We start from the raw sequence: 24812 nt of genomic DNA, 5'->3' as shown, positions 1-24812 counted from the left end.
ACGACTGCGTTCCGGAACAGCAAGACAGATACGGAGTCTCTCCTAACGCCCGACAATGGCAACGGCGAACGCGAGACGACGGCTCCGGGAACGACCGGTCGGCGTGACGATCGTGCTCACGATCGTCGGCTACACGCTGGTTATCGGGACGTTCGTCGCCGACATCCCGATCTATCCGGATCTCACGAACGCTCAGGTGAACGCGTTTACGCACGCGATCGCGGGTATCAACGCGGTAACGACGGTATTGCTGGTGCTAGGCTGGTACTGGATCCGAACCGGCGAAGTCGAAAAACACCGCCTCGCGATGACGGGTGCGTTCACGACGATCCTCCTGTTTCTCGTCGTCTACCTGATCAGGGTCGGCGGCGGCGGGACGAAGGAGTTCGTCGGTCAGGAACTGGTTCGGAACGTCTACCTCGTGATGCTGGCGATCCACATCCTCCTCTCGATCGTCGCGGTCCCCGTCGTGCTCTACGCGCTGATCCTGGGGCTCACGCATACGCCGACGGAGTTGCGCGACACCGCCCACGCTCGAGTCGGGCGCATCGCCGCGGGGTCGTGGATCTTGAGTCTCGTCCTCGGGATCGTTACCTACCTGATGCTCAACCACATCTACGGCTACGAGTTCGCGTCGATGCTCGTCCCGTCGTTCTGATCGCGGCGTCCGTTCGTCGTCGCCTTACCGCTCTCGATCGCGGAGTTGCCGGACGAGCTGTTCTCCCCATCGTGACTCCTGCTCCGGGTGATTACTCCAGAGCCACTTGCAGTAGCGAAGGTGGCCGATACACTCTTCGTGAGACAGCTGTCGCTTGCAGCCGGGGCACGTAGGCATAGCCGTCTGAACGCTGCCGAACGGAGAGTAGCTTCTGGTGAGACTCGGCGCCGACCGATCGGCAACAAAGACCGCCGGGAACGCACGACTGTCTGCCAGTGAGACGGGTTGGTAAGCGCTTTTCGTGTCTGCCATGGGGTATAGGGGTATGCAGTTTGGTGCAGCCGCGATCGGACTCGGGGGGCTCGGCCAACTCGAGATCGAGATCCTGGCCGGGCTCGAGGGTGTCGAGGTGCTGGCGGGGGCCGACGTCTCTGACGAAGCCAGGAACGTCTTCGAGCGCGAGTTCGACGCCCCGGCGTACGCCACCCACGGCGAGTTGCTCGACGCCCACGGAGACGAGATCGATATCGCACTGATCGTCACCCCACACACCCTCCACTTCGAGCAAGCCAGGGCGTGTCTCGCGTCCGACGTCCACGTCTACCTCGAGAAGCCGATGGTGACCGACGTCGGAGATGCCGTCGAGCTAGTCGAACTGGCCGACGACCAAAACCTCGTCGTCCAGGTGGGCTACCAGCGCCACTTCCACCCGGGGTTCACCGAAGTCAAGCGCCTCGTCGACAGCGGCAGGATCGGCGAGATCCACGCCGCGAACGCGTACCTCGGCCAGGACTGGATCGGGCTCCACGAGGGGACCTGGCGCGTCGACCCGGCGCTTTCGGGAGGGGGACAGCTGTACGATACGGGTTCGCATCTGATCGATGCACTGTGCTGGATCCTCGACGGCACTCCGACCCAGGTGTCGGCCAGGATCGAGTACGCAAAAGAACAGATCGACGTCAACAGCGCGCTCTCGGTACAGTTCGAGCGAGACGATCGATCGATCCTCGCCGGCGTCACAGTCAGCGGGAACGGCGTCGAACTCACGCCGTCGGAGGGGTACGCCATCTGGGGGACGGGCGGACAGGTCACCTTCGACGGCGAGCGGATTCGACTCGCCGAACGCGGGGCGACGGTTTACGAGAGCGTGATCGAGGCCCAGACCGACTTCACGACGCTGACGACGGCGAAGCTCCAGAACTTCCTCGATTCGATCAGCGGCACCACCGATCCGGCCGTCCCGGGAACGATCGGACTCCAGGTAACCGCGCTGACGGAGGCGGCCTACCGAGCGAACGAAGAGGAGCGTCAGGTCGACATCCAGGCGCTGATCGACGACGCCCACTGACGTCGACTCGTCGGCCACCGGTACCTCGGTTTAGTATAGGGGGCAAGCGTACGTTCGGTATGAAGGTTCGCGGCTCGCGCTCACGCGACGACATCACGGCGTTTCTCGAGACGCAGACGATTCCGGTCAGGCTCGGCTGCCAGACGCCGTCCGGACACCTCTGGATGGTATCGCTGTGGTATCGATACCGTCCGGGAGAGACGGACGAAAACGGGGACGACTGGCGACTCGAGTGTGCCACGTCCGCATCGGCAGACGTCGTCAGCTATCTGCGCGAGAACCCCGGCGTCGCGTTCGAGATTTCGACGAACGAGCCGCCCTACGCGGGAGTCCGAGGGCGGGGCAGCGCATCGATGGAACCGGACCCCGAGAAGGAGGTTCTTCGGGACCTCCTCGAGCGGTATCTCGGAGGCACCGAGTCGGAACTCGCACGGAGCCTTCTGCGAGAGGACCGCGACGAGGTCGTGATCACGATCGATCCCGCCGTCGTCTACGGCTGGGACTTCTCGGAACGGATGTGAGAGCGGGAAACGCAGCCGTCGATGTGTTCGTCAATCGGTCCGCGGAATCGAGCGTGCGCCGAGGGCGAACGCGGCGATGGCAAGTGCTGTGAGAATAGCCAGGTTCGCCAGCGCGGGGTCGACTCCGGCCACGGCCGGCGTTCCGGCGTCCGGATACGTGGCCGCACGCACGCCGCGGGCGAAGTACGTCAGCGGCGAGAGGTTCACGAGTGGTTCGAACCAGCCGGGAAGCTGCTCGAGCGAGACGAACGTCTCGGAGAGGAAGAGCAGCGGCAGTCCGATGGCGTTGCTGGCGGCGACCGCGCCGTCCCGAGAGTCCGTGTAGCTGCCGAGCATCGTCCCGACTCCGCAGAAGCAGACGACGCCGACGAGCACGTACGGCACCAGTAGCGGCGAGAAGGCGATCTCGGCGCCCGTGAGGATCACGACGAGCGCGAGGATGAGCAGGCTCGCCAGGCCGATGATGACGGCGTTGACCACGGTCTGGGCGAGCAACCACTCGCCGCGGGTTAGCGGCGTCGTCGCGAGTTTCTCGAAGCGGTTGCCCTCGCGGTGACGGGCGACCTCGCTCCCCAGGCGCGACAGCGGCGTAAAGAGGACGACGACCGCGAGGTAGCCCGGCACGTAGTACGCCGGCGGCTCCGTGAACAGCCCCTCACCGGTCGGATCCGTCCGTACCAGCGCGCCGAAGATGACGATCAGGATCACCGGGAAGAAGAACGTAAAGAAGACCGCGGTCCGCCGACGGACGAACGATCGCCAGCCGGCGCCGGTCTCGGCCCGAACGCGGTCGACGACGCTCACGCCGTCTCACCCGTGTGAGCAAGTGTCTCGCCGGTTCGGTCGGTTCGGTTGGTTCGCTCGAGTTCGGTCTCGTCGGCCAGCGCGAGGTAGACGTCCTCTAAGTCGGGTTCGGACCAGGAGAGCCCGGAGTACTCGAGGTCCCGGGCGTCGAGATAGTCGACCACGGCGCCGATATCGGCGGGGGAAACGCCACGGACGATAACCTCCTCCCCTCGAGCGGCGACCGGGAAGGCGAGGTCCTCGAACGCGCTCGGCTCGGCGGTCGTCTCGATCTCGAGTCGGCTCGAGCCGGCGTGCTCGGCGACGAGGTCCTCGGGGGTCCCTCGCGCGACGAGGTCGCCGCCGGCGAGCAGCCCGACGCGGTCCGCAAGGCGTTCGGCCTCGGCCATGTCGTGGGTCGTGAGGAAGACCGTGGTCCCGGCCTCGGCGAGGGCCTCGATCAGTCGCCAGACCGTCCGGCGCCCGGCGGGGTCGATGCCGGTGGTCGGCTCGTCGAGGAAGAGCACGCCAGGGTCGTTCACCAGCGTCGTCCCGACGCAGACCCGGCGCTGCTGACCGCCCGAGAGGTCCTCGTACCACGTCTCGCCCGCGTCTGCGAGGCCGACGTCGGCCAACACGTCTTCGGGATCGCGGTGCTCGGCGTAGAGGCCGGCGTAGTAGGCGAGCAGTTCGCGGGCCGTGAGTCGGCCTGGCGGCGAGAACGCCTGCGGGAGGACGCCGAGTCGGTCTCGGTCGACGGCCGTCGGCTCCGCCTCGAGAACGCGTGCGGTGCCGGCGTCCGGTTCCGTCGTACCCGTGAGTGCGCGGACGAGCGTCGTCTTGCCCGCACCGTTCGGGCCGATGAGTGCGAACACCTCGCCCCGTTCGACCGACAGCGTCACGCCCGAAAGTGCGACCGTCTCGCCGTAGCGCTTTTCCAGCCCCTCGGCGACGACCGGGGTATCCATACGGGCCGCTATCGGCGCGGCCGGCGTAAGCCGTTCGATTCCCGGCCGGCGGCGACTCCCTCGACGCTACGCAATGCGGGCGACGACGACGTCCTCGACGGCGAGCGTCGTCGATCCCTCACCGCTCTCGGCCTCGAGGTCGTCACCGGTGACGAGATCAGTTGGCTCGAGGGTGCAGTCGAGTTCCACCTGCGCGGGCTCCTCCCCGAAGTTCAGGGCGACAGCGACGCGTTCGTCCTCGGTTTCGCGGGCGAACGCGACGACCCGCTCGGAGTCGGCTTCGGACTCGATCGAGGCGAGGTCACCGCGAGAGAGCGCCGCGGAGTCGCGTCGAGCGGCGACGAGTCGCCGGTGGAACGTCGTCGCCCGGCTGTCGCCCTCCCAGGGCATCAGCTGGCGGTACTCGGTCGCACCGCGCTCCTGGCCGTAGTAGACCATGGGGACGCCCGGCAGCGTGAGCACGGCCGCGACGGCCGCGCGCTGGGCGTCTTCGCCGCACTCCGTGAGGTACCGCGTTTCGTCGTGGTTCTCGACGTAGCGCATGTGCAGCGACCACTCCGGGAACCCCTCGCGGTCGGGCGCCGTCGCGGCCTCGAGGATGGCCTTGGCCGGTCGCTCTCCGTTGCCGACGTCGCGCAGCGCGTAGTACAGCGTCGTGTCGTAGTGGACGTTGAACTCGCACTCGGCGTAGGCCGGATCGCGCGGAATGGTCTCGTCGAGCAGCAGGAACTCGTCGTCCTGCGCCCTGACGCGTTCGTTGATCTCCTTCCAGAAGCCGTGCGGGACGCCCCACGCGACGTCACAGCGGAAGCCGTCGACGACGTCGACCCACTCGTCGACGACCGAGCCGAAAAAGGATCGCACCGCGAGCGAGTCGTAGTTGACGTTCGGGATGCCGTGCCAGTTGAAGTAGTAGTCGGCGACCTCGGTCTGCCCGTCCGCGGTGATCCGTGACGGGGGCGCGTAGACGTCCCGCCCACCCTCGAGATCGTCGGCTTCGACGGCGGCCTCCTCGAGCGGCTCCCAGATGTACCAGTCGTCGTACGCGGGAACCTGGGCCGCGCTCATGTCGAACGCCGCGTGTTCTCGTGCGGTGTGGTTGATCACGAGATCGAAGACGACCTTGATCCCGGCCTCGTGACAGCGATCGACGAACGACTCGAACTCCTCGCGGGTTCCGAGATCCGAGGCGGTGTCGAAGTAGTCCGTGGTGTGGTAGCCGTGCTCCGTCGGACTCTCGAGAACCGGCGTCAGCCAGAGACAGTCGATCCCCAGCGACTCGAGGTAGGGTACGCGACGCTCGAGCGCCTGGAAGCTGGCGGGGTCGGTAAACGACCGGACGAAAATCTCGTAGACGATGGCGTCCCGGGCCCACTCCGGCGGATCGTTCGGCCGCTCGACCCGCCCGTCGGGGTGGACGACGACGCAGTCCGCGACGCTGTGGCGCTCGCCGACGGCAACCGCGTGGACGCGGACGGCCTCCTCGAGATCGGCGAGCGGAACTCGAACCACGTGTTCGTCGATCTCGAGATCGGCGTCCGAAAGCGAGTCGCGGTCGTCCGCGTAGAACTCGACTGCGAGGTCGGCAGCGTCGTACTCGCTGTCCGTTCCGGGCGTCGCGTCGGCGGTGACGACGACCGCCGCATCCTCCTCGTCGACGGCTCCGTCGAGGCGGACCCGCGGTCGGCCGGGGCCGGGAACGGTAACCTCCTCCCAGACGGCGCTCTCGAAGTCCTCGCCCGGCACGTAGCCGTAGCGGTGCGTTCCCGGCTGACGGTCGATCTCGTAGCGGTAGGTGCCGTCCTCGAGCGTCGGATACTCGCGACCGAACCGGTGCTCGTTGAACGGCCCCATGATCGACACGTCCTCGGGGTCGTGTTCCGGCAGTTCGTCCCGCTCGAGGTCGAAACTCGTCGGCCGGCGAACGTCGGGGAAGACGCGAACGCGCTGTTCGTGCGTTCCGGCGGGCGACTCGAGCGCGAACCGGTAGATTCCGGGCGCATCCGGTTCGATCTCCAGGACCGGGCTGTCAGGGGCCGAAAGGGTACTTTCGGCGGGTTTCTCGAGCAGCGACCACTCGTAGCTCGCGTCCGGATCCGGAGACCGCGGTGCGAGCTCGATGCGCTCGCCGACGGCACAGAATCGCGGCGGCCCTGGGTGTTGCATGTGAACGCGAAGGAGATCGTCCGCCTTTACTGTTTATGATTGAGATACTATTACAGCAAGTTTTGAGAGAGGCGGTGGACGGCGGCGTATCGCAACCTGATTCTACACTCGTAAGTAGCAGTCGGAGAGACCCGATCGAGAGAAACTGTGGAGTTTCGCCGCGTCTTCAGGGTTCCGGCGTCGGCACCGGTTCGCTCGAGTGGAGCAGCGATTCTCCGTTGTCGTCGTCAAAGAGTCTGATCTTCGACTCCTCGAAGGTGACTTCGACGGAGTCGCCGACCTCCGGTTCGAAGTCGGCGCTGACTCGCGCCATGAACTCGTCGCCGATGTCGAGGTAGAGATAGTTGTCGCTACCGATCGGTTCGACGACGTCGACCGTCGTCCTGATCCCGTCCTCGCCGTCGGCGGGGTGGACGTCTTCCGGGCGAATCCCGAGGATCACGGACTCCCCGTCGTCGACCGCCATCTCCGTCGAGTACTCGGGGGAAAGCGAGTACTGGAACGCCTCGCCGTCGGTCAGGACGAGGTGATCGCCCGATCGCTGGGCGACGACGTCGACGAAGTTCATCGACGGCGAGCCGATGAATCCGCCGACGAACCGGTTCGCCGGCTCGTCGTAGACGGCCTTGGGTTCGCCGGTCTGCTGGAGTTCGCCGTCGTTCAAGATCACGATCTTGTCACCCATTGTCATCGCCTCCTCCTGGTCGTGCGTGACGTAGACGGACGTGATTCCGAGTTCGTCCTGCAGACGCTGGATCTCCGCCCGCATCGTCGTTCGAAGCTTCGCGTCGAGGTTACTGAGCGGCTCGTCGAACAGGAACAGCTTCGGCTCGCGAACGATCGCCCGCCCGAGCGCGACGCGCTGTTGTTGCCCTCCCGAGAGTTCGTCGGGTGTGTCCTCCAGCAGGTCCTCGATATCCATCATCTCGGCGGCCCATTCGACTTTCTCTCGGCGCTCCGGCTTCGAGAGATCGGTGCTCATCCGCAGGCCGAACTCCATGTTTTTGAAGACGGTCTTGTGCGGATACAGTGCGTAGTTCTGGAACACCATCGCGACGTCGCGAGTGCGTGCGCTCTGGTCCGTCACGTCCTCGTCGCCGAGGTGAATCGATCCGGAGGTCGGCTCCTCGAGTCCCGCGATCATCCGTAACGTGGTCGTTTTTCCACAACCCGAGGGGCCAACGACGGTGACGAACTCGCCGTCTTCGACCTCGAGGTTGACGTCGTCGACGGCTACGATCGAACCTCTGTCGAACTCCTTTCGGAGATTTTCTACTTTCAGACGCGCCATTTGTGTAGTGTCTGGCGATCGGGCATATAGTTCTTTTCCTCGTTTTCCAATATGTGATGCACTATTTCTTCTCGCTTCTCCATCTAGAACGGACGGCACGATCTTGGCGAACGGTCGGTAGTAGCGCTCCCGACGCATAGATACGGCGAACCATACCGTGGGACGTGCCATCGTAACACCAAAAGACTAAATATATGAAGTCATAATTCATCACGTATTCCCCATGACAATGGAACGGAGAACAATGGTGAAGTATCTCGCGGGCGCTTCGGCTGCCGGCGTCCTCGCAGGGTGCATCAGTACGGAAGAACCGGAATCGGGCGACGACGACGGCGGGAACGGCGGCGCCGAGGACTACGACGAACACGAGGACTGGGAAACGGTCGAACCAGAGGACATCTCGGGAGAAGCGACGCTCTGGCACTCGCTCTCCGGCGGGGAGCAAGACGACTTCGAAGCGAATCTCGAGAGCTTCAACGGTCAGTTCGACGCCGACATCGGACCGAACCACATCTCGGACCTCGAAGAGCAGACGATGGCCGCGATCCCCGCCGGTGACGGCCCCGAACTCTTCATGTGGGCCCACGACTGGATCGGCGAATACCACCAGAACGGCTTCCTCAGCGACCAGTCCGCCGACGTGAGCTTCGATCTCGAGGAGTACTTCGGCGAGAACGCGGAGTCGGGTATGTTCGATGGCGAGCTTCACGGACTTCCCCACGCCGCGGAGACCGTCGGGTTGATCTACAACAAGGAGTACGTCGACGAGCCGCCGGAGACCTTCGAGGAGTTGCTGGACATCGCCGCAGAGCACCACGACCCCGAGGACGGCACCTACGGCCTGGGATGGCCCATGGACGCCTACCACGTGAGCGCGTTCCCGCACGGGTTCGGGGGGCACTATTACGACGACGAGGCGGGCGAGCTCGGACTGACGAACAGCGAAACCGTCGAAGGGTTCGAGTACGTCCTCGACGAGGTCTGGGAGTACATGCCGGGCGATCCGGACGGCGAGGCACAGGAAGCCGTTTTCCTCGAAGGAAACGCCCCGTTCCTCTTCAGCGGCCCGTGGCAGCTCGGGCAGCTCGACGAAGACGAGTTCGAGTGGGGTGTCGCACCGTGGCCGGAAGTCGAGGGGCACACGCCGAGTCCGTTCACTGGCGTTCAGCTCATCTACTTCGCGTCCGCGATGGACGAGGACGACGAGCGAGCCGACGCGGCACGTGCCTTCGCCGAGTGGTACACGACGAACACTGCTGTCATCGCGCAGATGGCCGACGACCACGGATTCATCCCGGTTCACAACGCGTTCGCCGAGGACGGCGAAGAGGAGGACGAACTCACCGACGACCTTCAGGGCTTCGCGGCAGCGGTCGACCAGGGCCAGCCGATGCCCGTCGATCCCGATTTCCAGGCCGTCTGGGAACCGCTCGAGGACGAGTGGTGGGAGGCGCTCAACGGGAACAAGTCGGTCGCCGACGCGATGGCTGACGCGGAGAGTCGAATCGAAGACGCCTGGGACTGAACTCGAACAATGAGTCTTTCTTCAGTCGGAGATCGGACGCGAGAACGCTATCAGGCGACCGTGCCGAAACACCTCAGAGAGCGCCTCGACGAGCACCGGCCGCTGTTTCTCGTCCTTCCGGGACTGTTGGCGTTCTCACTGTTCATGTTTTTTCCGCTCGCGTACACGATCTACCTCTCGTTTACCGACGCGGAGCCGTCGACCGTCTTTCAGGACGGTCCGGGCGGTGTAACCGGCTTCTTCGGCCTGCGAGGTGAGGAGTCGTTCGTCGGCCTCGAGAACTATATCGCGGTGTTCTCGGACCCGACGTTCTGGAACTCGCTCGGCATCACCTGGCTGTTCGTTATCTGCAGCGTCGCGCTGAAGGTGGCGTTCGGCGTCGGCATCGCGATGATCATGACGAGCGACCGGGTGAAAGGGAAGCGGTACATGCGCTCGATAATCATCATCCCGTGGGCGCTGCCGCCGATCTTCACGATCACGATCTGGAGCGGCATCTTCAGTTCTGCGCGGTTCGGACTGGCCAACCAGGCCGTGATCTTCCTGGGATTCAGCGAACAGGCGTGGCTCAACGATCGATGGATGGCGTTCGCCAGCTACCTCGTCACGGAAATGTGGCTGGCGTACCCGTTCATGGTGATCATCACCGTGAGCGCCCTGCAGGCAGTCTCGGACGAACTCATGGACGCGGCGAAAGTCGATGGCGCCGGCTACTTCCACCGATTCTGGCACGTGACCGTGCCGTCGATCAAGCGGCCCGTGATGTTCGCGTCGATCCTCACGGCCGCGGCCTCGTTCACGCAGTTCCTCATCCCGTACGTGTTCAACCGCGGCGGACCGAACAGAGCGAACGAACTCATCGTCCTGCACGGCTACCAGGAGGCGTTTAACTTCAACGCCTACGGGGCTGGTGCGGCGATCATGATGTCTGCAGTCGCGTTCATTGGTGCCTTCATGATAGTTGCAGTCTGGAAAGGCCGTCTCGCCGAAGGGGTGGACGGTCCATGACGATGCGTGACTGGCTCTCGAACAGAGTACGCAACGACGTTCGGACGGCCCTCGAGAAGCCGGCAGAGTGGCGCGCCGACGTTGCGTACACCATCGACGGGATGCGTCGAGGGACGATCGATCCCAGAGACGTCGCGAAGACGGTGTTCGCCACGATGGCGACGGTCGTGTTCGTCTTCGTGCTGTTGATCCCCGTCTACTGGATCTTCATCATCGCGCTACAGGGCGAAGGAGCAACGCTGTACTCGACCGACAGCGCCGGGTTGATTCCGGAGCAGTTCGATCCCGCGGCGTTCATCTGGGTTGTCGGCGACATCGCCATTCCCGGTGCGATTATCGGGATCACGATTCCGTTCATCGACGTCGAGTTCTACCTCTCCTGGCCCCGGATCGTCTTCCTCGATGCCGGGAACTACGTGGACTCGACGTCCGACTTCCCGCGGTACTTCTGGAACAGCCTGTACATCAGCTTCTGGACGGTCGTGTTCGCGATGCTGATGATCGTTCCGGCAGCGTACGCGTTCTCCCGGAAGGAGTTCGCCGGTCGGATGAAACTGCTCTACGGCTACATCCTGTTCACGCAGGTCGGTGCCGGACTGGGTATCGCCTCGGTCATCGCGCTGTACACGATCTTCTCGAGCATGGGCGTGACGAACAATCGGCTCGTCCTGTCGCTGTACTACGCCGCGATGGCCGTGCCGTTCAACACATGGTTGTTAAAGACGTACATGGACTCGATACCCACCTCCCTCGAGGAGGCGGCCGTCATGGACGGCGCGTCGCCGTTCCGCGTCGCCTGGGAGGTCGTGTTACCGCTGGCCAAACCCGGCATCGCCACGATCTTCATCTTCATCTTCCTCGTAGGCTGGATGGAGTTCATCATCGCACAGCTGATCCTCTCGCCCGAACACTACACGCTCCCGGTCGGACTGTTCGCGCTCATCGACGAGCACAACGTTCCCTGGGGGCAGTTCGCGGCGTTCGCGCTCGTCTACGCGTCGCCGGTCGTCTTCATCTACATGTTCGCCCAGCGGTACATCGAAGACGGGTTCTCCTTCGGCGGTACGAAGGGGTAACTCGACCGAGTACCCGACCTCTCTTTTCTGCGTGATCTCTCTACGACGGCCGCGAGACTCGAGTGACAGCTCCGTAGGCGTGTGCAAGGCCAGCATCTACTCACAGGGTCGTCGAAGCCGGAATATGGCACAACTCGGGTACACGCTCTCGAGCGAGGAGCACGAGCCGAACGAACTCGTCGAGATCGCCGAACGGGCGGAGCAAGCGGGCTTCGACTTTCTCTCGATTTCGGATCACTTCCACCCGTGGGTCTCCGCGCAGGGCGAGTCGCCGTTCGTCTGGTCGACGCTCGGCGCGATCGCGAACGCGACCGACGAGATCGAAGTCGGCGTCGGCGTCACCTGCCCGACGATCCGCATCCACCCAGTCAACGTCGCCCACGCCGTCGCGACGGTCGACGAGATGTTCGGCGACCGGTTCACCTTCGGCGTCGGCACCGGCGAGAACCTGAACGAACACGTCACGGGCGAGCGCTGGCCCGAACACGACGTCCGCCTCGAGATGCTGGACGAGGCGATGGACGTCATGCGAAAGCTCTGGACCGGGCAGACGACGAGCCACCGCGGCGAGCACTACACGGTCGAGAACGCCCGGCTCTTCACCTGTCCCGACGAACAACCGACGGTGATCGGGAGCGCGTTCGGGCCCCAGACGGCCGAGTGGGTCGCCGACAACACCGACGGACTCTGGTGTTCCGGTCCGAAGGAGAAGCCGGCCGAGGTCTACGCAGATGCCGGCGGCGACGGACCGAAATACACCCAGCTGCACGGCTGTTACGCCGAGACCGAGGAGGAGGCCGTCGAGACGATCTACGAGTACTGGCCCAACGGCTCGATTCCGGGCGAACTCGGCCAGGAACTGCCGACGCCGGCGCACTTCGAGCAGGCGGCCCAGATGGTCGAGAAGGAGGACATCGCGGAGTCGGGAACGACGACCAGTCCCGACCCGCAGGATCACATCGAGAGCATCGAGCAGGCGCTCGACGTCGGCTACGACCACATTCACTACCACCAGGTCGGCCCCGAGCAGGAGCCCGCGATCGAGTTCTACGAGGAGGAAGTGTTGCCGTCGTTCGATCTGTAGCCGCCCGATTCGTCGTTCGCCGCAGCCCAATCCGTTTTGTCGCTCGCGGGAGAACCGCCGGATATGGAGTACACTACGCTCGGAAACACGGGCACGACCGTCTCGAAACTCTGCTTTGGTACCTGGCGGTTCGGTCGCGCGACCGGTGGCGTCGAGAACGAAACCGACCGCGAGGAGGCCCACGAACTGCTCGACGCCTGCCGGGAGCACGGCATCAACTTCATCGACACCGCCAACGTCTACGGCGACCCCGACGGCACCAGCGAGGAGTGGATCGGCGAGTGGCTCGCAGACCGCGACGTCGACCGCGAGGACGTCGTCATCGCCTCGAAGGTGTACTTCCCGTTTAACGGCTGGGGCGAGCCCGGACCGAACGATTCGGGACTCGGACGAAAGCACATCCGCGCCCAGATCGAAGGCACGCTCGACCGACTCGGCACCGACTACCTCGACCTCTACTACATTCACCGCTGGGACGAGGACACTCCGATCGAGGAGACCATGTCGGTGCTGACCGACCTCGTCCGCGAGGGGAAAGTCAACCACCTCGGGGCTTCGACGATGGCCGCCTGGCAGCTCACGAAGGCACTCTGGACCAGCGACGTCGAGGGCCTCGAGCGGTTCGACGTCACCCAGCCGATGGTCAACGCCGCCCACTACGACGCCGTCGGCGACTACCTCGACGTCTGCGCCGACCAGGATCTCGCGGTCTGTCCGTACTCGCCGCTGGCCGGCGGCTTCCTGACGGGCAAGTACGAGCGCACCGATGACGGCGGCGTCGAAGCACCCGACGGCTCGCGGGGCAGCCTGGACGACGTCTTCGAGGACCGCTACGCGACCGACCGGGCGTGGGACGTCCTCGAGGCGGTCGAGAGCGTCGCGAGCGAGGTCGACGCCTCGCCGGCACAGGTCTCGTTGCGCTGGCTCACACAGCAGGACCGGTTTACCTGCGTGCCGATCGTCGGCGCGCGAACGCCCGACCAGCTCGAGGAGAACGTCGGCGCCGTCGACCTCGACCTCAGCGAGGACCAGTTCGAGCGGATCGACTCGGCTCGTCGAGACGACGAGTAGCAACGGCGTCAAAAGAGGAGGATGTCTCTCAGGCAGCAGTGGTGAAATCGACGTTCGGCACGTTCGGGTGTTCGAGCGTCACGAGGTTGTAGACCGGTGAGCGCTTCGGATAGTTGCGAACGGCGATCTTCTCCTCCGGTGTGAGATCACCCATCACCTCGACGTCGATCTCGAGCTCGCCGTACATGTCGTGAGCACGGTCGATATCGTGGATCCCGAACAGCATCCGGAGGTCGACCGGCGCGCGAACCGTCGTCGCTACTCCCTCGACGTCGATCCCCTCGCGGATCGCGTTGTAGACGATGGTTCCGTTGATGCACGCGGTGAGTCCCGCTAGCGCACCTTCGATCGCTTCGTGTCGGTCGGTCGATTCGACGTATCCCATCGCCTCCTCGAGTTCCGGCGGGAGGCCGAATTCGAGCGTGTGTTCGCGTACGTCGCCCATCTCGTCGCCGCCAAGCGCCCAGTCGCCGATCGTCGCGGTCGTCCGGTTCGCGATTTCCTCGGCGACGCCAGAGGCCCGGAACTCGAGCATCGCCTCGTCCGGGTTCGCCTCGACCCAGTCGATGAACTCGAGGTGTTTCCCCGCATCGACGCCGTGTTCGATTTCGCCGGTCCGCCGCTCTGCAGTCGGTTGTAACTCGTCTGTCGGCATTGGTCTCCCTCACCGGAGGATACGTCGCTCGAGGTAGTAACAATATACTACGAAACTCCCGGACAGTCCGCAAATCGGGCCGACAGGTGCATAGTTCTGTCCAAACGTCCAGAAAACAGTTGGAAGCTGCCGGATCGACAGGAAGTCGTCGATTCGGTAGCGACGCTACCGTGATAGGACCCAGCGTGCCGTTATGCGGCGTTTTCGACGGCCGAAACGATCTCGTCGACGTCGAGCGGATCCTCGACTGGCTCCCCGTCGACCAGCACCGTCGGGGTGCTGTCGACGCCGTTCTCGTCGCCTCGGTTCCAGTCGGCGGCGAGCGTCGGGTAGTAGGTTTTCTCCTCGAGTCCGTCGAGGACGTTGTTCGGGTCGATGTCGGTCTCGGCTTCCGCGAGATTCGCCAGCCCCTCGTCGCTCCAGTCGCTGGCCTCCATCACCGCTCGCTTGTACTCGAAGAACTGGCCCGTGGGTTCGTCGTCGGTACCCGTCGCGGCCTGGACCGTGCGAGCGGCGTTTGCCATCGGAATCGACTCGTCCTCTACCGGCAGCGGGAAGTCGTAGTGTCGATACGTCGCCTCGTCGTCCTCGAGGAGCCGCTGCTCGAGTTGGGGGAACACGTCGGCCTGAAACTCCTGGCAGGCGGGACAGCCGAAGTCTTCGTACACGTCGATGGTGACGTCGCCCTCGCCGACCGTCGGTGTCGGGAGCTGGTCGGCGTCCGGTTCGACGTCCTCGAGTTCGCTGGGAAGCGAGGCATCGAACAACGCCGTACAGCCTGCGAGCGCCAGAGACGTGCCGACTCCGGCAGCCAGTGTCAGAAACGAACGGCGGTTCATTCGACAATCGCTATGGGGTGGGGGGTGTTATGGATACCGCTTCTGCGCGGTCGGCCCGCACGCAGGCCGATTCCAGAACCGATAGTCGACACTCCGGAACGCGGCCGCTCAGGCGGGAATTCCGACGACCTCGAGCGTCACGACGCCGACGACCGCGAGCAGCGCCAGCACGACGACGACGGTGAACCAGGCGATACCCGAAACCTTGGCTGCGTCGACCCAATCGGCCGGATAGCGGTGGCGGATCATCGCGACGTAGACGAAAAACAGCAGGAGCTGACCCAGCACCGGCACCCAGCCGAAGAGCAGGCCGCCGCCGACCAGGACGACGGCTCCGAGTAACCCGGTGACGACCGCGTTGATGCGGTCGTCCGAGCCGAGGACGAGTCGCGCGCCGAGGTACACACCCAGCCCGCCGGTTACGAGACTGACGACGAAGGTAGTGACGAATACCATACGCGTCGACCGCACTCGGCGACGACCGACAGTGACGGTGTCGCTTGCACCTTGCGGGGTAGCGAGCGAAAATCAGACCAGCGACGTAGTAAGCACGAGCGCGTCGACGAGGATCGCGACGAGCACGGCGCCGAGGAACGCGTTCGAGGCGTGGAACGAGCGGAACGCCGCGGCCTCGGTCTGCTCGAAGTGGAGGACGACGGCGGTCCAGAGGAAGACCCCGCCGAAGACGACGACCGTCGTCGCGTAGAGCGCGCCGAGATCGGTGATCCAGGCGAGTCCGACCGTTCCGACGAGCGTCGCGGCGAGGTAGTAGAGGATGTGCTTTCTGGTTTCGGTCTCGCCGCGGACGACGGGCATCATCGGGAAGCCGCCGCGGGCGTAGTCGTCCTTGTACGCCAGTGCGAGGTTGTAGAAGTGCGCCGGCGTCCAGAGGAAGATGACGCCCGCGAGCGCGAGGGCGGGGAGACCGATCTCGTTGGTGACGGCCGCCCAGCCGATCAGCGCCGGCAGCGCACCTGCGAGTCCGCCGAGGACCGTGTTCTGGACCGTGTTCGGCTTGAGCAACAGCGTGTAGACGACGCTGTAGAACAGGATCGCGGCGAGCCCGAGCGCGGCCGCGAGGGCGTTGATCGTCAGGAAGACGGCCATCGACGCACCCGACAGGAAGAAGCCGAACAGCAGCGCGTTCCGGACCGGAATCAGGTCGGTCGCCAGCGGTCGGTCGGCCGTCCGGGACATCTGCTGGTCGACGTCGCGCTCGAGGACGTGGTTGAACGTCCCCGAGGCACCGATCGCGAGGACACCGCCAGCGAGGGTGGCGACGATCGTGTAGCGGTCGAGGGCGGGTCCGGCGGCGAGCGCCATTCCCGCGGCGGCGACGAGACAGAGCAGCCACATCAGCCGCGGCTTCATCATCTTGAAGTACGCGAACGCGGTGAGTCGGGCCCGAGCGAGTCGCCCCGAGGGCAGCGATCGTCCGCTCTCGGCGGCGGGTTCCGGCTCGAGCGGTTCCGGCGATTCGATGATATCGTTCTCGCGTCCCGTTGCCAGTTCGAGGTCCCAGGCGAGCGCGAGGACGACGGCCGTGAAGATCACGAGGCCGAGCGCGAGGTGGAGCCCGGGAACGATCGCGGCGGGTCCGAGCGTGGCGGTGGCGGCGCCGACGCCGATCTGGACGACGTACAGCGCGGCCCCGGCGAGGAGGACGGCCTGGACGCGACTCGAGGCGTCACCGAGCGTCGCGGCGACCGCGCTCGCTGCGACGAGCAGGCCGACGAAAACGGCGGCGATCCGGTGACCCCAGGCGATTGCCAGATCCGTCTGACTCAGGGGATCGACCGGTGCGTGACAGGTCGGCCACGTCGAACACGCCGCGGCCGCGTTAGTGATCGACGTCGTCGCACCGATAATCAACAGGAGGTAGACGCCGAGGGCAGTCGCTGCGAGCAATCCAGTGAAGCGACGGCGCGTACCGATCGGGCGGGGGAACGACTCGGTTGCCACGGCTATTCTCGTCTACACCGTTCGACTCTGCGTATTTATGATTCCCGTTTTCGTCGCCATCTTTCGCTCGATCCGGCCGTCTACGGACGGTGGAGCCGAACATCTACTGTCCGTGACGACGTAGGTCGGCCTACCGTGGCTGGATTCGACACCGAGGCCCCGAACGCGGAGTCGGGCGAGCGCAGTGACGCAGCTGACGCCGCCGGCCCGCCGACCGTGTCGATTCGCGGCGACGAGTCGCCCGTCCGCTGTCCCTACTGCGGACAGCCGTTCCACGAGCGGCGGCTGCGGACGTTACACTGCGGGCTCGAGCACCCGGATCGTCTCTCCGAGCGCGAGCGAGCCGCCTTCGAGCGCGCCTACGTCGAGGAGGGCGCAGAAATCCGGCGGTTCCGGCTCTACGCGCTCGGAACGCTGATTCTGGTCTACTTCGTAATGTTGTTTCTGTACGCGTTTGTCACCTGAGCGATCTTCTCGAAACGTGGTTCGGAGAGGGTGCCTCGCCAAGGGAGGAATGGAACGTCCGGCATCGAGACTGTAGTCCTGATGGACCACCGCTGGGTGGGACTGAAAGGGGCCAGGGACTTTCGGAGTAGTCGTCGAGAGTACTGGTCATCGAGAGTACTGGTCATCGAGAGTACGTATCGTTCCCGCACGAACACGTGGGATGGCCACACCCTCCCCAGCCGATTCGTTCACTCGCTGACGGGCGAACGGCCAGCGGCCGTTCGCCTCTCCGCGGCGCGTCTTCCGAGCCGTTCGCTCGCACGGTCTGCTCACGGACGCGACGCGTCCGTTCGCACGGTACGCGGGACCGGCGGTCCCGCGCTACTCGCGAAGACCTCGCACAGTATCGTCGATCGGGTCTCGCTGTACTCGCGGTTCCTGCCGGTCACCGCTCGTTTTTCGAGGTGCTCGCACGCTCGCACCTCGCTTCGCTCGAACCCAATCGACAGCGCGCGCCACCGCAGCGAGGGGTGGCCGCCTCAAAACGAGACGTAGTTCGCCTGTACGTGATGGGGGGCCAATAATAGAAGAGTTCGACGAGTCGGTACCGATCACATCCCCATGTCCGCGGCCGCGTCCGGAATCGGCAGGTCGTGGGGCGAAACGCCGAGCAACTCTCCGACGTGATCGAGCGCCATGTCGAAGCCGTAGTAGCGCTCGAGTTCGTCGCCGTCGGCCGTCGGCCGCACCTTCAACATCGCGTACCCCTCGAGGTTCTGGGCGATGGCGGCGGTTTCGCCGGTCCGCCCGCCCGCGCTCGCGTCGGTCACCTCGAACGAGAGGCGACGCTCGGTTTCGGTCTCGTCGTAGCTGGCCCTGATTCCGCTAGCTTCGGCAGTTCGATCGCCGTCGGTCATGCCCGACACTCCGGAACCGACCACCGGGAAGCTGTCGGTTTCCGCCGGCCGCCGCGGGCGAACACCGACACCCATTTTTCAGTACCCTCGAGAGTAGGAACCGTGCCAGTCTCGGTGCCAGATACGTCCGATTCCGGTGACCCAATCGCGACGTTTCGGCTCACACAGTCGGTCGCGATCCAGTGGGTGCTCACCTCGGTCGTCGGGTTCTTCGCGTTCGCCTACTGCTTCGCGTTCGTCCTCGCCGCGATTCGCGGGACGTCGCTCGAGCCGATCGTCGTCACGGGCACGGCACTGCCGGGCAGCGGTCTCTGGCTGCTCGCCGCGGGAGGACTGCTCGTCCTCGTGGTCGTTCCCCACGAACTCCTTCACGGGGCGTTCATGGCGCGCTACGCCGACTCGCCGTCCTACGGCGTCGGCGTCTCCCACTTCGTGCTGCCGTACGCCTACGCCCAGACTCGAAACGCGAGCTACACCCGCAATCAGCTGCTCGTCGTGCTCCTGGCTCCGTTCACGATCATCTCCGTCGTCGGACTCCTCGCGATGGCGATCTATCCGTCCCCGCTACTGATCGTCCCGCTCGCGGCCAACGCCGCCGGCTCGATCGGCGACCTCTGGATGGCAGGCGTCCTCTGTCAGTACCGGGCCGACGTCCGCGTTAGCGGACACCCACAACCGGGCGCCCAGGGGTTCGCCGTCTACAGCCCGGCTGGGACGACCGTCGAGCGACTGCCGGGTGCCACGATCCTCGCGACGGCCGTCACCGGCGCCGTCGGCACTCTCGCGGTGAGTACGACGGTCCTGGTCGGCCTCGTCTTCCAGTCGCTCGCGTTCGGGAGCGGAAGCCTCGTCGTCGATCCCAACGGCTGGACGGTCCTGCGCCACGAACTTCGCCCCGACGGGACCGCCGCGATCGAGATCGGCGGCCGCGTGCTCGCCGCGCTGGCGCTCACCGGCGGCGTCGCCTGGGCGGTCCTCACGATGGCGTGGCGGTCCCGATAGGCGCCCGAACGCGCTTTCTCGGCGTCTCGAACGAAGGCCTCGAGTTGGCCCGACCGTCACAGGCCCTCGAGATCGATCGAGCACGCGACGGGTGGTGGTGTGGTTTATCATACCAAATGCCGTAGCTAGATCCGCGATGAGTTTCGAAAACGACGGCCAGTACACCGACGAGAAACCCGACAACAAGGAGGAGACCGAGATTCCGATCGGCGAACCGCGGGAGCCCGCGGCCCAGGGCCACGTCATGTGGCGGTGTGGGGAGTGCGGCGAAATGGGGCGCTTCCGCGACGACCTACCCGAGGAGTGCTCGAACTGTTCGGCCCCGAAAGAGGAACTGTACTACTGGGAGGAAGATTAACCACCATCGCGGTGACCGGGAGCGACTCCCCAGCGTCCCCGGTGATCTGCCGACCGACCGCGCTACGACCGATTTTTCGTCCGGCTCGAGGTGGACGCCGTGTTCGGATCGTTCGATCACCCGGAACCGTAACGTTCGAGCGAGCGCCCGAACGAGTACCACGCATGTCCAAGTGGCTCCAGAGCGGCCGTCGCCGGGATCTCTGTTTCCTGCTCGCGGCCAACGGCGAGATGCGCAGCCAGCAACTCAAGTCCCGTCTCGAGTCCCACTACGACGACCGACTCGAGCCGAAATCGTTCTACGGCTCGCTCTCGGCACTGGTCGACGCGGGATTCGTCGAGAAGCGAACCGAAGGGATTCACGACGTCTACGCGCTCACGGAGGCCGGGGAACGGGGGGTGCGCGAGCACGGAGCGTGGGTCCGAGAGTGTCTCGAGGCGGCCGAAGCCGGCGAGGAAACCGAGTGAGTTTCCCTACTCGTCGAGAACCTGCTCGCCGATCGTGTTCCGCAGCACCTCGCTGGTCCCCTCGTAAATCTCGTTGAGTTTGGCGTCGCGGTAGAACCGCTCGGCGGGGAAGTCCTTGGTGTAGCCGTAGCCGCCGTGGATCTGGATCCCCTCGTTTGCGACCTCGCGGCTCACCTCGGAGGCGTAGAGCTTCGCCTGGGCCGAGGCCTTGATGTAGTCCTCGCCGCGGATCTTTTTGTCGGCAGCCTTGTGCATCAGCAGCTTCGCGGCCTGGATCTTCGTATCCATATCCGCCAGCTTGTGTTTGATCGCCTGGAACTCGCCGATCGGCTGGTCGAACTGCTCGCGCTCGTTGGCGTAGTCGCGGGCCTCGTCGAGGGCCGCGCGGGCGATGCCGACGCCGCGAGCCGCGATGGTGATGCGGCCGCCGTTTAGCGTCTTCAGTGCCTGCACGAATCCCTCGCCCTCCTCACCGAGCAGGCGATCCTCGGGGATCCGGAGGTCGTCGAACCGGAGTTCCGCCGTGGGACAGCCCTTGTCGCCGAGTTTCTCCTCCGTGCCTTCGACGTAGAAACCGTCGTCCTCCTCGGGCCGGACGACGAACGAGGAGATTCCCTTGTTGCCCGCCTCGGGATCCGTCTTCGCGAAGACGGTGACCGTCTCCGCGACGGAACCGTTCGAGATCCAGAGCTTTCCGCCGTTCAGGACGTACTCGCCGTCGTCCCGTTCTGCGGTCGTCTCCATCGCCGGAACGTCGCTTCCCGCGCCCGCCTCCGAGAGGGCGAACGCGCCGACGTCGGTTCCCTCCGCCAGCGGCGTCAGGTACGTTTCCTTCTGGTCGTCGTCGCCGAACTCGTAGAGCATGTTACCCGCGAGCGAGGTGTGGGCGGCAACGACCGTTCCAAGGCCGCCGGAACCGCGCGAGATCTCCTCGAGTCCGATCGCGTAGGAGTGGTAGTCCAGTCCTGCGCCGCCGTACTCCTCGGGGAAGGGCATCCCCATCAGTCCCAGCTCACCCATCTCGTCGACGAGGTCGCGGGGGAACTCGTCGTCGTGATCGATCTCGCTCGCGACGGGGACGACCTCCTCGTCGACGAACTCGGAAACCATGTCCCGGATCTGCTGTTGCTCGGCCGAGAGTGTGAACTCCATACCGCGCTATTCGTCGCTCGGTTCTTTATTGTTATTGCAACGGAATTCCCGTTTTTTCGCGTACCACTCGTCGATCGGAACATCCCGCCGCGACCGCGGTGTTTTTCCGGGATGGGGACGAAACGATATCGAGTAGATGACAACGGGCCAGCCCGAAACAGACATCGACGCCGACCTCGAGTGGTGTTACGAGGCGGTTCATGGGGTCTCGCGGACCTTCTCGATCACTATCGATCGGCTCGAAGAACCGATGTCGAGGCATATCTGTCTTGGCTATCTCCTCTGTCGGGTCGCGGACACGATCGAGGACGCAGGCCACATTCCGCCGGAAGCACAGACCGAGCTGTTGACCGCGTACGATCGCCTCCTCGATCCGGACGATCCGTTCGAGGCCGACGCGTTCATGGACGACGTCGAACCCTGGATCCCCGCCGATCCGGACGAGGACTGGACAGTGGTCGCGGAGACGCCGCGCGTCCTGCGGACGTTCGAGTCCCTCGACGAGGAACCCCGGGAGATCATGCGCGATCCCGTCCGCGAACTCGTCGACGGGATGGCGATGTTTACCGATCGCTACGCCGACGAGGGCGGGCTACGCCTCCAGACCCTCGAGGAACTCGAGGAGTACTGCTGGTACGCCGCCGGCACCGTCGGGACGCTCATCACCGGGCTGGTCGCTCGCAGCGCCTCACCCGACCGGGCCGAAGAGATGCGCCAGAACGCCCGCTCGTTCGCCCTCCTCTTACAGCTGGTCAACATCGCCAAGGACGTCGAGAGCGACTACCACGAGGAGAACAACGTCTACCTCCCCGCGGAGTGGCTCGCCGAGGAGAACGTCGACGTCGAGGCGGTGACCGCGGAAGCCAACCAGAGCGGCGTCACCAACGTCATCCGGCGGGTCACCGGTCGCGCAGAGAACTACCTCGACGACGCTCACCGGTATCTCGAGGTCGTCCCCGAGCGCCACGGCAACCGGCTCTCGGCGTGGGCAATTCCGTACCTGCTCGCCGTCGGGACGATGCGCGAACTCCGCGAGCGGCCCGAAGACGTCGTTCGTGAGGGCGACGTGAAGATCTCCCGTGCGGAAGTGTTCGCCGTCATCCAGCAGTTCGAGGACGGCGTCTCCCGGTCGCACCTTCGGGACCTCCGCCGCGAGATATCCGAGAAGCCGCTACACCACTAACACCTGAAACCGTAGCGTCGACACCACCGTTCCCGCGACCTCAACACGTCTCCGAGGGCGCGATCCGACTCTCGAGGTCACCGGTCGCCGTGACGACGATCGTGACGTGCGCACAGTCTGGCCCCCACCCGGCGCCCTCGAGGCGGTCGGTGATCACCGCGGCCTCGAGTTCGAGGCGCTGCTCGCCGTGTTCCGCCCGAATCGTCCACTCGTCCGCGTGTTTCGTCCAGCGACCCGGCAACCGGCTCCTGTCGTCATCACCTTCGTTACCGACGGGTTCCAGCAGGACCGTTCGCGGCGATTCGAACCCCTCGCGTTCGACGGTGATCTCGAGCGTGATAGCGTCGGCCGACTCGTTGACGGCCTCGAGCGGGCGAAACCGGAGGTGCCGTCGCGTCGCGTACTGGTTCCACGTGTATCCCCCCGCGAGCACGGCACCGGCACCGCCGAGTGCCGTACCAACGAGTTGGCGGCGGCTATATCCGGAGGGCATCGACCGTAGGTTCACTTCCGTTGATAAAAAAGTGCCGAGCGAGACGATCAGTCGTACTCGTAGAATCCCTCGCCGGTCTTCTTGCCGAGGTCGCCCGCTTCGACCTTTCGTTTGAGGAGGTACGCCGGCTTGTAGCGGTCGCCGAGTTCCTCGTGAAGGGTCTCGGAGGCGTGCAGACAGATGTCGAGACCAATGTGGTCCGCCAGGGTGAGGGGACCCATCGGCACGTTCGTTCCGAGTTCCATCCCTGCGTCGATATCCTCCTTCGTCGCGACGCCCTCGTCGTACGCCCGGATTCCCTCGTTGATCCAGGGCATCAGGATTCGGTTCGTGACGAAGCCGGGCTTGTCGTCGGACTCCCAGGTCGTCTTCTCGAGGTCTTCGGCGATCTCGTGGGCCAGTTTCGTCACGTCGTCGGTCGTCTTCTCCCCGACGACGACTTCGACGCCCTCCATGATCGGCACGGGGTTCATAAAGTGCAGGCCGATTACGCGCTCGGGACGCTCGAGGTCCGAGGCGATCGAGGTGATCGAGAGCGTGCTCGTGTTCGTCGCGAGCACCACGTCCTCCCCACAGGCACGCTCCAGGTCCGCAAAGATCTCCCGCTTGACGTCCATTTCCTCGAGTGCGGCCTCCACGACGAGATCGCAGTCCGCAAGCTCGTCGATAGCCGTCGTTCCGTCGATCCGATCGCGGATCCTCTCTGGATCCTCCTCGAGCGCGTCGCGATTCTCGAGTCGACCGAGACTGTCGTCGATGGTGTCGAACCCGTTCTCGACGAACTCCTGTTCGATATCACGGAGCACGACGTCGTAGCCGTGGGTGGCGGCGACCTGTGCGATTCCACTGCCCATCGTCCCTGCGCCGACGACGCCGATTCGATCGATCTGGTCCCGTACCATACGGTCGAGTTCTCCGATCGCTCCCGTAAATATGCCGATGGGTGTTCGGTCTCGAACAGGTCAGTCTGAAGAACGTTTCCCATCCTCTCAACGAGTGACAATATTCAAGATGGGCGCGTGTGAGATACGGATAGCCGGTGAGTCGTGTGAGCAACGAGTGCGTCGTGAGCGAACTGGAAACGGACACTGCAGAGGCCGAACAACGCGTCGCCGTCGAAGCGGACGATCAGTCGCCGCTCGAGGCGGCCATCGAATCGCTGTTCAGCGGTGCGACCGGGCCATCGATCGAGTCGGACGCGGACTCGAGGATCGACGACGTCGAGCGGGCGGCGCTTACGTCGGCCGAGGTCGACCCCGGGGCCGTCGCAGACAAGGAGTACTCTTACCGCATGCTGCTGGACGCGGGAGTCGACGAGACGGTCGCGACCGCGCTTCGCCGCCGGTTCTCACTGCCCTGGTCGTTCGAGAGCGACGCCGATCTCGACCGTCGATCGAGCGAGGTCCGCGGACTCGGCGACGCCGAGCGCGAGTGGATCTCCGTGAGCGGGGACGAAGACTGGAAGACGTTCGAGTACGACCACGCCGACCCAATCACGGCACGGGACGACGGTCCCGACGAGCGGCCGTGGCCGAAGCCGACGCCGGTCACCGCCGTTACCGGCGTCAGCGCCGACGACGCCGACACGCTGGCCGACGCCGGGATCGTCTCGGCCGAGTGTCTGGCGACGATCGACGCCGCGACGGTCGCGAACCTGCTCGAGTTCGACGTATTGCACGTTCGAACCTGGCGCTACAACGCGCGTGAACTCGTCGAGTAGTTCGGTTCGCGTTCTCGGGAGGTTACCGGAGCAATTTCAAACTATTTCAGATTTTCCTACTGCGGCGAACAATTGTCGTGTTCGACCGTGTATTACTACGGCTGTAAGTAATTTAAAT

27 protein-coding genes are annotated in these 24812 nt (G+C 64.8%); 14 read left to right on the top strand and 13 right to left on the bottom strand.

The genetic code is table 11. The features are described from left to right. Positions 1–55: 55 nt before the first annotated feature. Positions 56–658 carry a DUF420 domain-containing protein gene (locus CV102_RS03085; protein WP_148856402.1) on the top strand — a complete coding sequence of 201 codons (603 nt, stop codon included), beginning with the start codon at positions 56–58 and terminating at the stop codon, positions 656–658. Between the two features lie 24 nt (positions 659–682). On the opposite strand, the gene CV102_RS25725 is transcribed toward CV102_RS03085, so the two are convergent. Beyond that, a complete protein-coding gene (locus CV102_RS25725) occupies positions 683–835 on the bottom strand; it encodes a hypothetical protein (protein WP_187432843.1) in 153 nt (50 codons plus the stop codon). A gap of 148 nt (positions 836–983) precedes the next feature. Here CV102_RS25725 and CV102_RS03080 point away from each other — a divergent pair, with 148 nt between their 5' ends. Next, positions 984–2006 carry a Gfo/Idh/MocA family protein gene (locus CV102_RS03080; RefSeq protein ID WP_148856401.1) on the top strand — a complete coding sequence of 341 codons (1023 nt, stop codon included), beginning with the start codon at positions 984–986 and terminating at the stop codon, positions 2004–2006. Positions 2007–2065: 59 nt separating this feature from the next. Then, the gene (locus tag CV102_RS03075; RefSeq protein WP_148856399.1) at positions 2066–2527 is read left to right on the top strand and encodes a pyridoxamine 5'-phosphate oxidase family protein; all 462 of its coding nucleotides are present in this window, start codon (positions 2066–2068) and stop codon (positions 2525–2527) included. Positions 2528–2557: 30 nt separating this feature from the next. On the opposite strand, the gene CV102_RS03070 is transcribed toward CV102_RS03075, so the two are convergent. From CV102_RS03070 to CV102_RS03055, 4 genes are all read right to left on the bottom strand, one after another. Then, a complete protein-coding gene (locus tag CV102_RS03070) occupies positions 2558–3331 on the bottom strand; it encodes an ABC transporter permease (RefSeq protein ID WP_148856398.1) in 774 nt (257 codons plus the stop codon). Beyond that, on the bottom strand, positions 3328–4278 hold the full coding sequence (locus CV102_RS03065; protein WP_148856397.1) for an ABC transporter ATP-binding protein: 951 nt from the start codon (positions 4276–4278) through the stop codon (positions 3328–3330). The genes CV102_RS03070 and CV102_RS03065 overlap by 4 nt, the downstream gene beginning before the upstream one ends. Before the next feature lie 66 nt (positions 4279–4344). Next, positions 4345–6444 (bottom strand): alpha-amylase family glycosyl hydrolase, encoded by a 2100-nt coding sequence (locus CV102_RS03060; RefSeq protein ID WP_148856396.1) that lies wholly within the window; start codon positions 6442–6444, stop codon positions 4345–4347. A gap of 166 nt (positions 6445–6610) precedes the next feature. Beyond that, positions 6611–7735 (bottom strand): ABC transporter ATP-binding protein, encoded by a 1125-nt coding sequence (locus CV102_RS03055; RefSeq protein ID WP_148856395.1) that lies wholly within the window; start codon positions 7733–7735, stop codon positions 6611–6613. Positions 7736–7964: 229 nt separating this feature from the next. Between CV102_RS03055 and CV102_RS03050 the strand changes: the two genes are divergently transcribed. The 5 genes from CV102_RS03050 to CV102_RS03030 all read left to right on the top strand — a co-directional run bounded on the left by CV102_RS03050 (position 7965) and on the right by CV102_RS03030 (position 13499). Then, positions 7965–9260, top strand: a complete 1296-nt coding sequence (locus CV102_RS03050) for an extracellular solute-binding protein (protein ID WP_187432842.1) — start codon at positions 7965–7967, stop codon at positions 9258–9260. A 9-nt stretch (positions 9261–9269) separates the two neighbouring features. Then, positions 9270–10268, top strand: coding sequence for a carbohydrate ABC transporter permease (locus CV102_RS03045; RefSeq protein WP_148856391.1), 999 nt, complete (start codon positions 9270–9272; stop codon positions 10266–10268). Then, positions 10265–11344, top strand: a complete 1080-nt coding sequence (locus CV102_RS03040; protein ID WP_148856389.1) for a sugar ABC transporter permease — start codon at positions 10265–10267, stop codon at positions 11342–11344. The genes CV102_RS03045 and CV102_RS03040 overlap by 4 nt, the downstream gene beginning before the upstream one ends. Positions 11345–11468: 124 nt before the next feature. After that, a complete protein-coding gene (locus CV102_RS03035; RefSeq protein ID WP_148856387.1) occupies positions 11469–12428 on the top strand; it encodes a TIGR03557 family F420-dependent LLM class oxidoreductase in 960 nt (319 codons plus the stop codon). Between the two features lie 63 nt (positions 12429–12491). Further along, on the top strand, positions 12492–13499 hold the full coding sequence (locus CV102_RS03030; RefSeq protein WP_148856385.1) for an aldo/keto reductase: 1008 nt from the start codon (positions 12492–12494) through the stop codon (positions 13497–13499). Positions 13500–13527: 28 nt separating this feature from the next. Here CV102_RS03030 and CV102_RS03025 read toward each other — a convergent pair whose 3' ends face one another. The 4 genes from CV102_RS03025 to CV102_RS03010 form a co-directional block, all read right to left on the bottom strand. Next, entirely contained in the window at positions 13528–14154 is a 627-nt protein-coding gene (locus CV102_RS03025) for an OsmC family protein (protein ID WP_148856382.1), read from the bottom strand. A gap of 191 nt (positions 14155–14345) precedes the next feature. After that, positions 14346–14993 carry a thioredoxin domain-containing protein gene (locus CV102_RS03020; RefSeq protein ID WP_148856380.1) on the bottom strand — a complete coding sequence of 216 codons (648 nt, stop codon included), beginning with the start codon at positions 14991–14993 and terminating at the stop codon, positions 14346–14348. 108 nt (positions 14994–15101) lie between these two features. Further along, positions 15102–15449, bottom strand: a complete 348-nt coding sequence (locus CV102_RS03015; protein ID WP_148856378.1) for a hypothetical protein — start codon at positions 15447–15449, stop codon at positions 15102–15104. Positions 15450–15521: 72 nt separating this feature from the next. After that, the gene (locus CV102_RS03010; RefSeq protein ID WP_148856376.1) at positions 15522–16961 is read right to left on the bottom strand and encodes a heme o synthase; all 1440 of its coding nucleotides are present in this window, start codon (positions 16959–16961) and stop codon (positions 15522–15524) included. Between the two features lie 129 nt (positions 16962–17090). Here CV102_RS03010 and CV102_RS03005 point away from each other — a divergent pair, with 129 nt between their 5' ends. After that, entirely contained in the window at positions 17091–17420 is a 330-nt protein-coding gene (locus CV102_RS03005; protein ID WP_148856374.1) for a DUF7410 domain-containing protein, read from the top strand. A gap of 593 nt (positions 17421–18013) precedes the next feature. On the opposite strand, the gene CV102_RS03000 is transcribed toward CV102_RS03005, so the two are convergent. Continuing rightward, entirely contained in the window at positions 18014–18319 is a 306-nt protein-coding gene (locus CV102_RS03000) for a DUF7111 family protein (RefSeq protein ID WP_148856372.1), read from the bottom strand. Positions 18320–18433: 114 nt separating this feature from the next. Between CV102_RS03000 and CV102_RS02995 the strand changes: the two genes are divergently transcribed. The 3 genes from CV102_RS02995 (at position 18434) to CV102_RS02985 (ending at position 20146) form a co-directional block, all read left to right on the top strand. Next, on the top strand, positions 18434–19321 hold the full coding sequence (locus tag CV102_RS02995; protein ID WP_187432852.1) for a DUF3267 domain-containing protein: 888 nt from the start codon (positions 18434–18436) through the stop codon (positions 19319–19321). A gap of 136 nt (positions 19322–19457) precedes the next feature. Further along, positions 19458–19679: a DUF7130 family rubredoxin-like protein gene (locus CV102_RS02990; RefSeq protein ID WP_148856368.1), complete on the top strand. Its 222-nt coding sequence runs from the start codon at positions 19458–19460 to the stop codon at positions 19677–19679. Between the two features lie 164 nt (positions 19680–19843). Further along, positions 19844–20146, top strand: a complete 303-nt coding sequence (locus CV102_RS02985) for a PadR family transcriptional regulator (RefSeq protein WP_148856365.1) — start codon at positions 19844–19846, stop codon at positions 20144–20146. Positions 20147–20152: 6 nt separating this feature from the next. On the opposite strand, the gene CV102_RS02980 is transcribed toward CV102_RS02985, so the two are convergent. Next, a complete protein-coding gene (locus tag CV102_RS02980) occupies positions 20153–21298 on the bottom strand; it encodes an acyl-CoA dehydrogenase (protein ID WP_148856363.1) in 1146 nt (381 codons plus the stop codon). A 136-nt stretch (positions 21299–21434) separates the two neighbouring features. Between CV102_RS02980 and CV102_RS02975 the strand changes: the two genes are divergently transcribed. Then, on the top strand, positions 21435–22481 hold the full coding sequence (locus CV102_RS02975; RefSeq protein ID WP_148856361.1) for a phytoene/squalene synthase family protein: 1047 nt from the start codon (positions 21435–21437) through the stop codon (positions 22479–22481). Between the two features lie 40 nt (positions 22482–22521). Here the strand turns inward: CV102_RS02975 and CV102_RS02970 are convergent, their stop codons facing one another. After that, the gene (locus CV102_RS02970) at positions 22522–22974 is read right to left on the bottom strand and encodes a hypothetical protein (RefSeq protein WP_148856359.1); all 453 of its coding nucleotides are present in this window, start codon (positions 22972–22974) and stop codon (positions 22522–22524) included. A gap of 47 nt (positions 22975–23021) precedes the next feature. Continuing rightward, positions 23022–23876 (bottom strand): 3-hydroxyacyl-CoA dehydrogenase family protein, encoded by an 855-nt coding sequence (locus CV102_RS02965; protein WP_148856357.1) that lies wholly within the window; start codon positions 23874–23876, stop codon positions 23022–23024. 146 nt (positions 23877–24022) lie between these two features. Here CV102_RS02965 and CV102_RS02960 point away from each other — a divergent pair, with 146 nt between their 5' ends. Then, positions 24023–24694, top strand: a complete 672-nt coding sequence (locus CV102_RS02960) for a DUF7409 domain-containing protein (protein WP_233710619.1) — start codon at positions 24023–24025, stop codon at positions 24692–24694. The last annotated feature ends 118 nt before the right edge of the window (positions 24695–24812 follow it).

The organism is Natronococcus pandeyae (assembly GCF_008122205.1).
In the GTDB taxonomy this organism is placed as follows: domain Archaea; phylum Halobacteriota; class Halobacteria; order Halobacteriales; family Natrialbaceae; genus Natronococcus; species Natronococcus pandeyae.
This window is presented reverse-complemented; position numbering and strand designations above follow the sequence as displayed.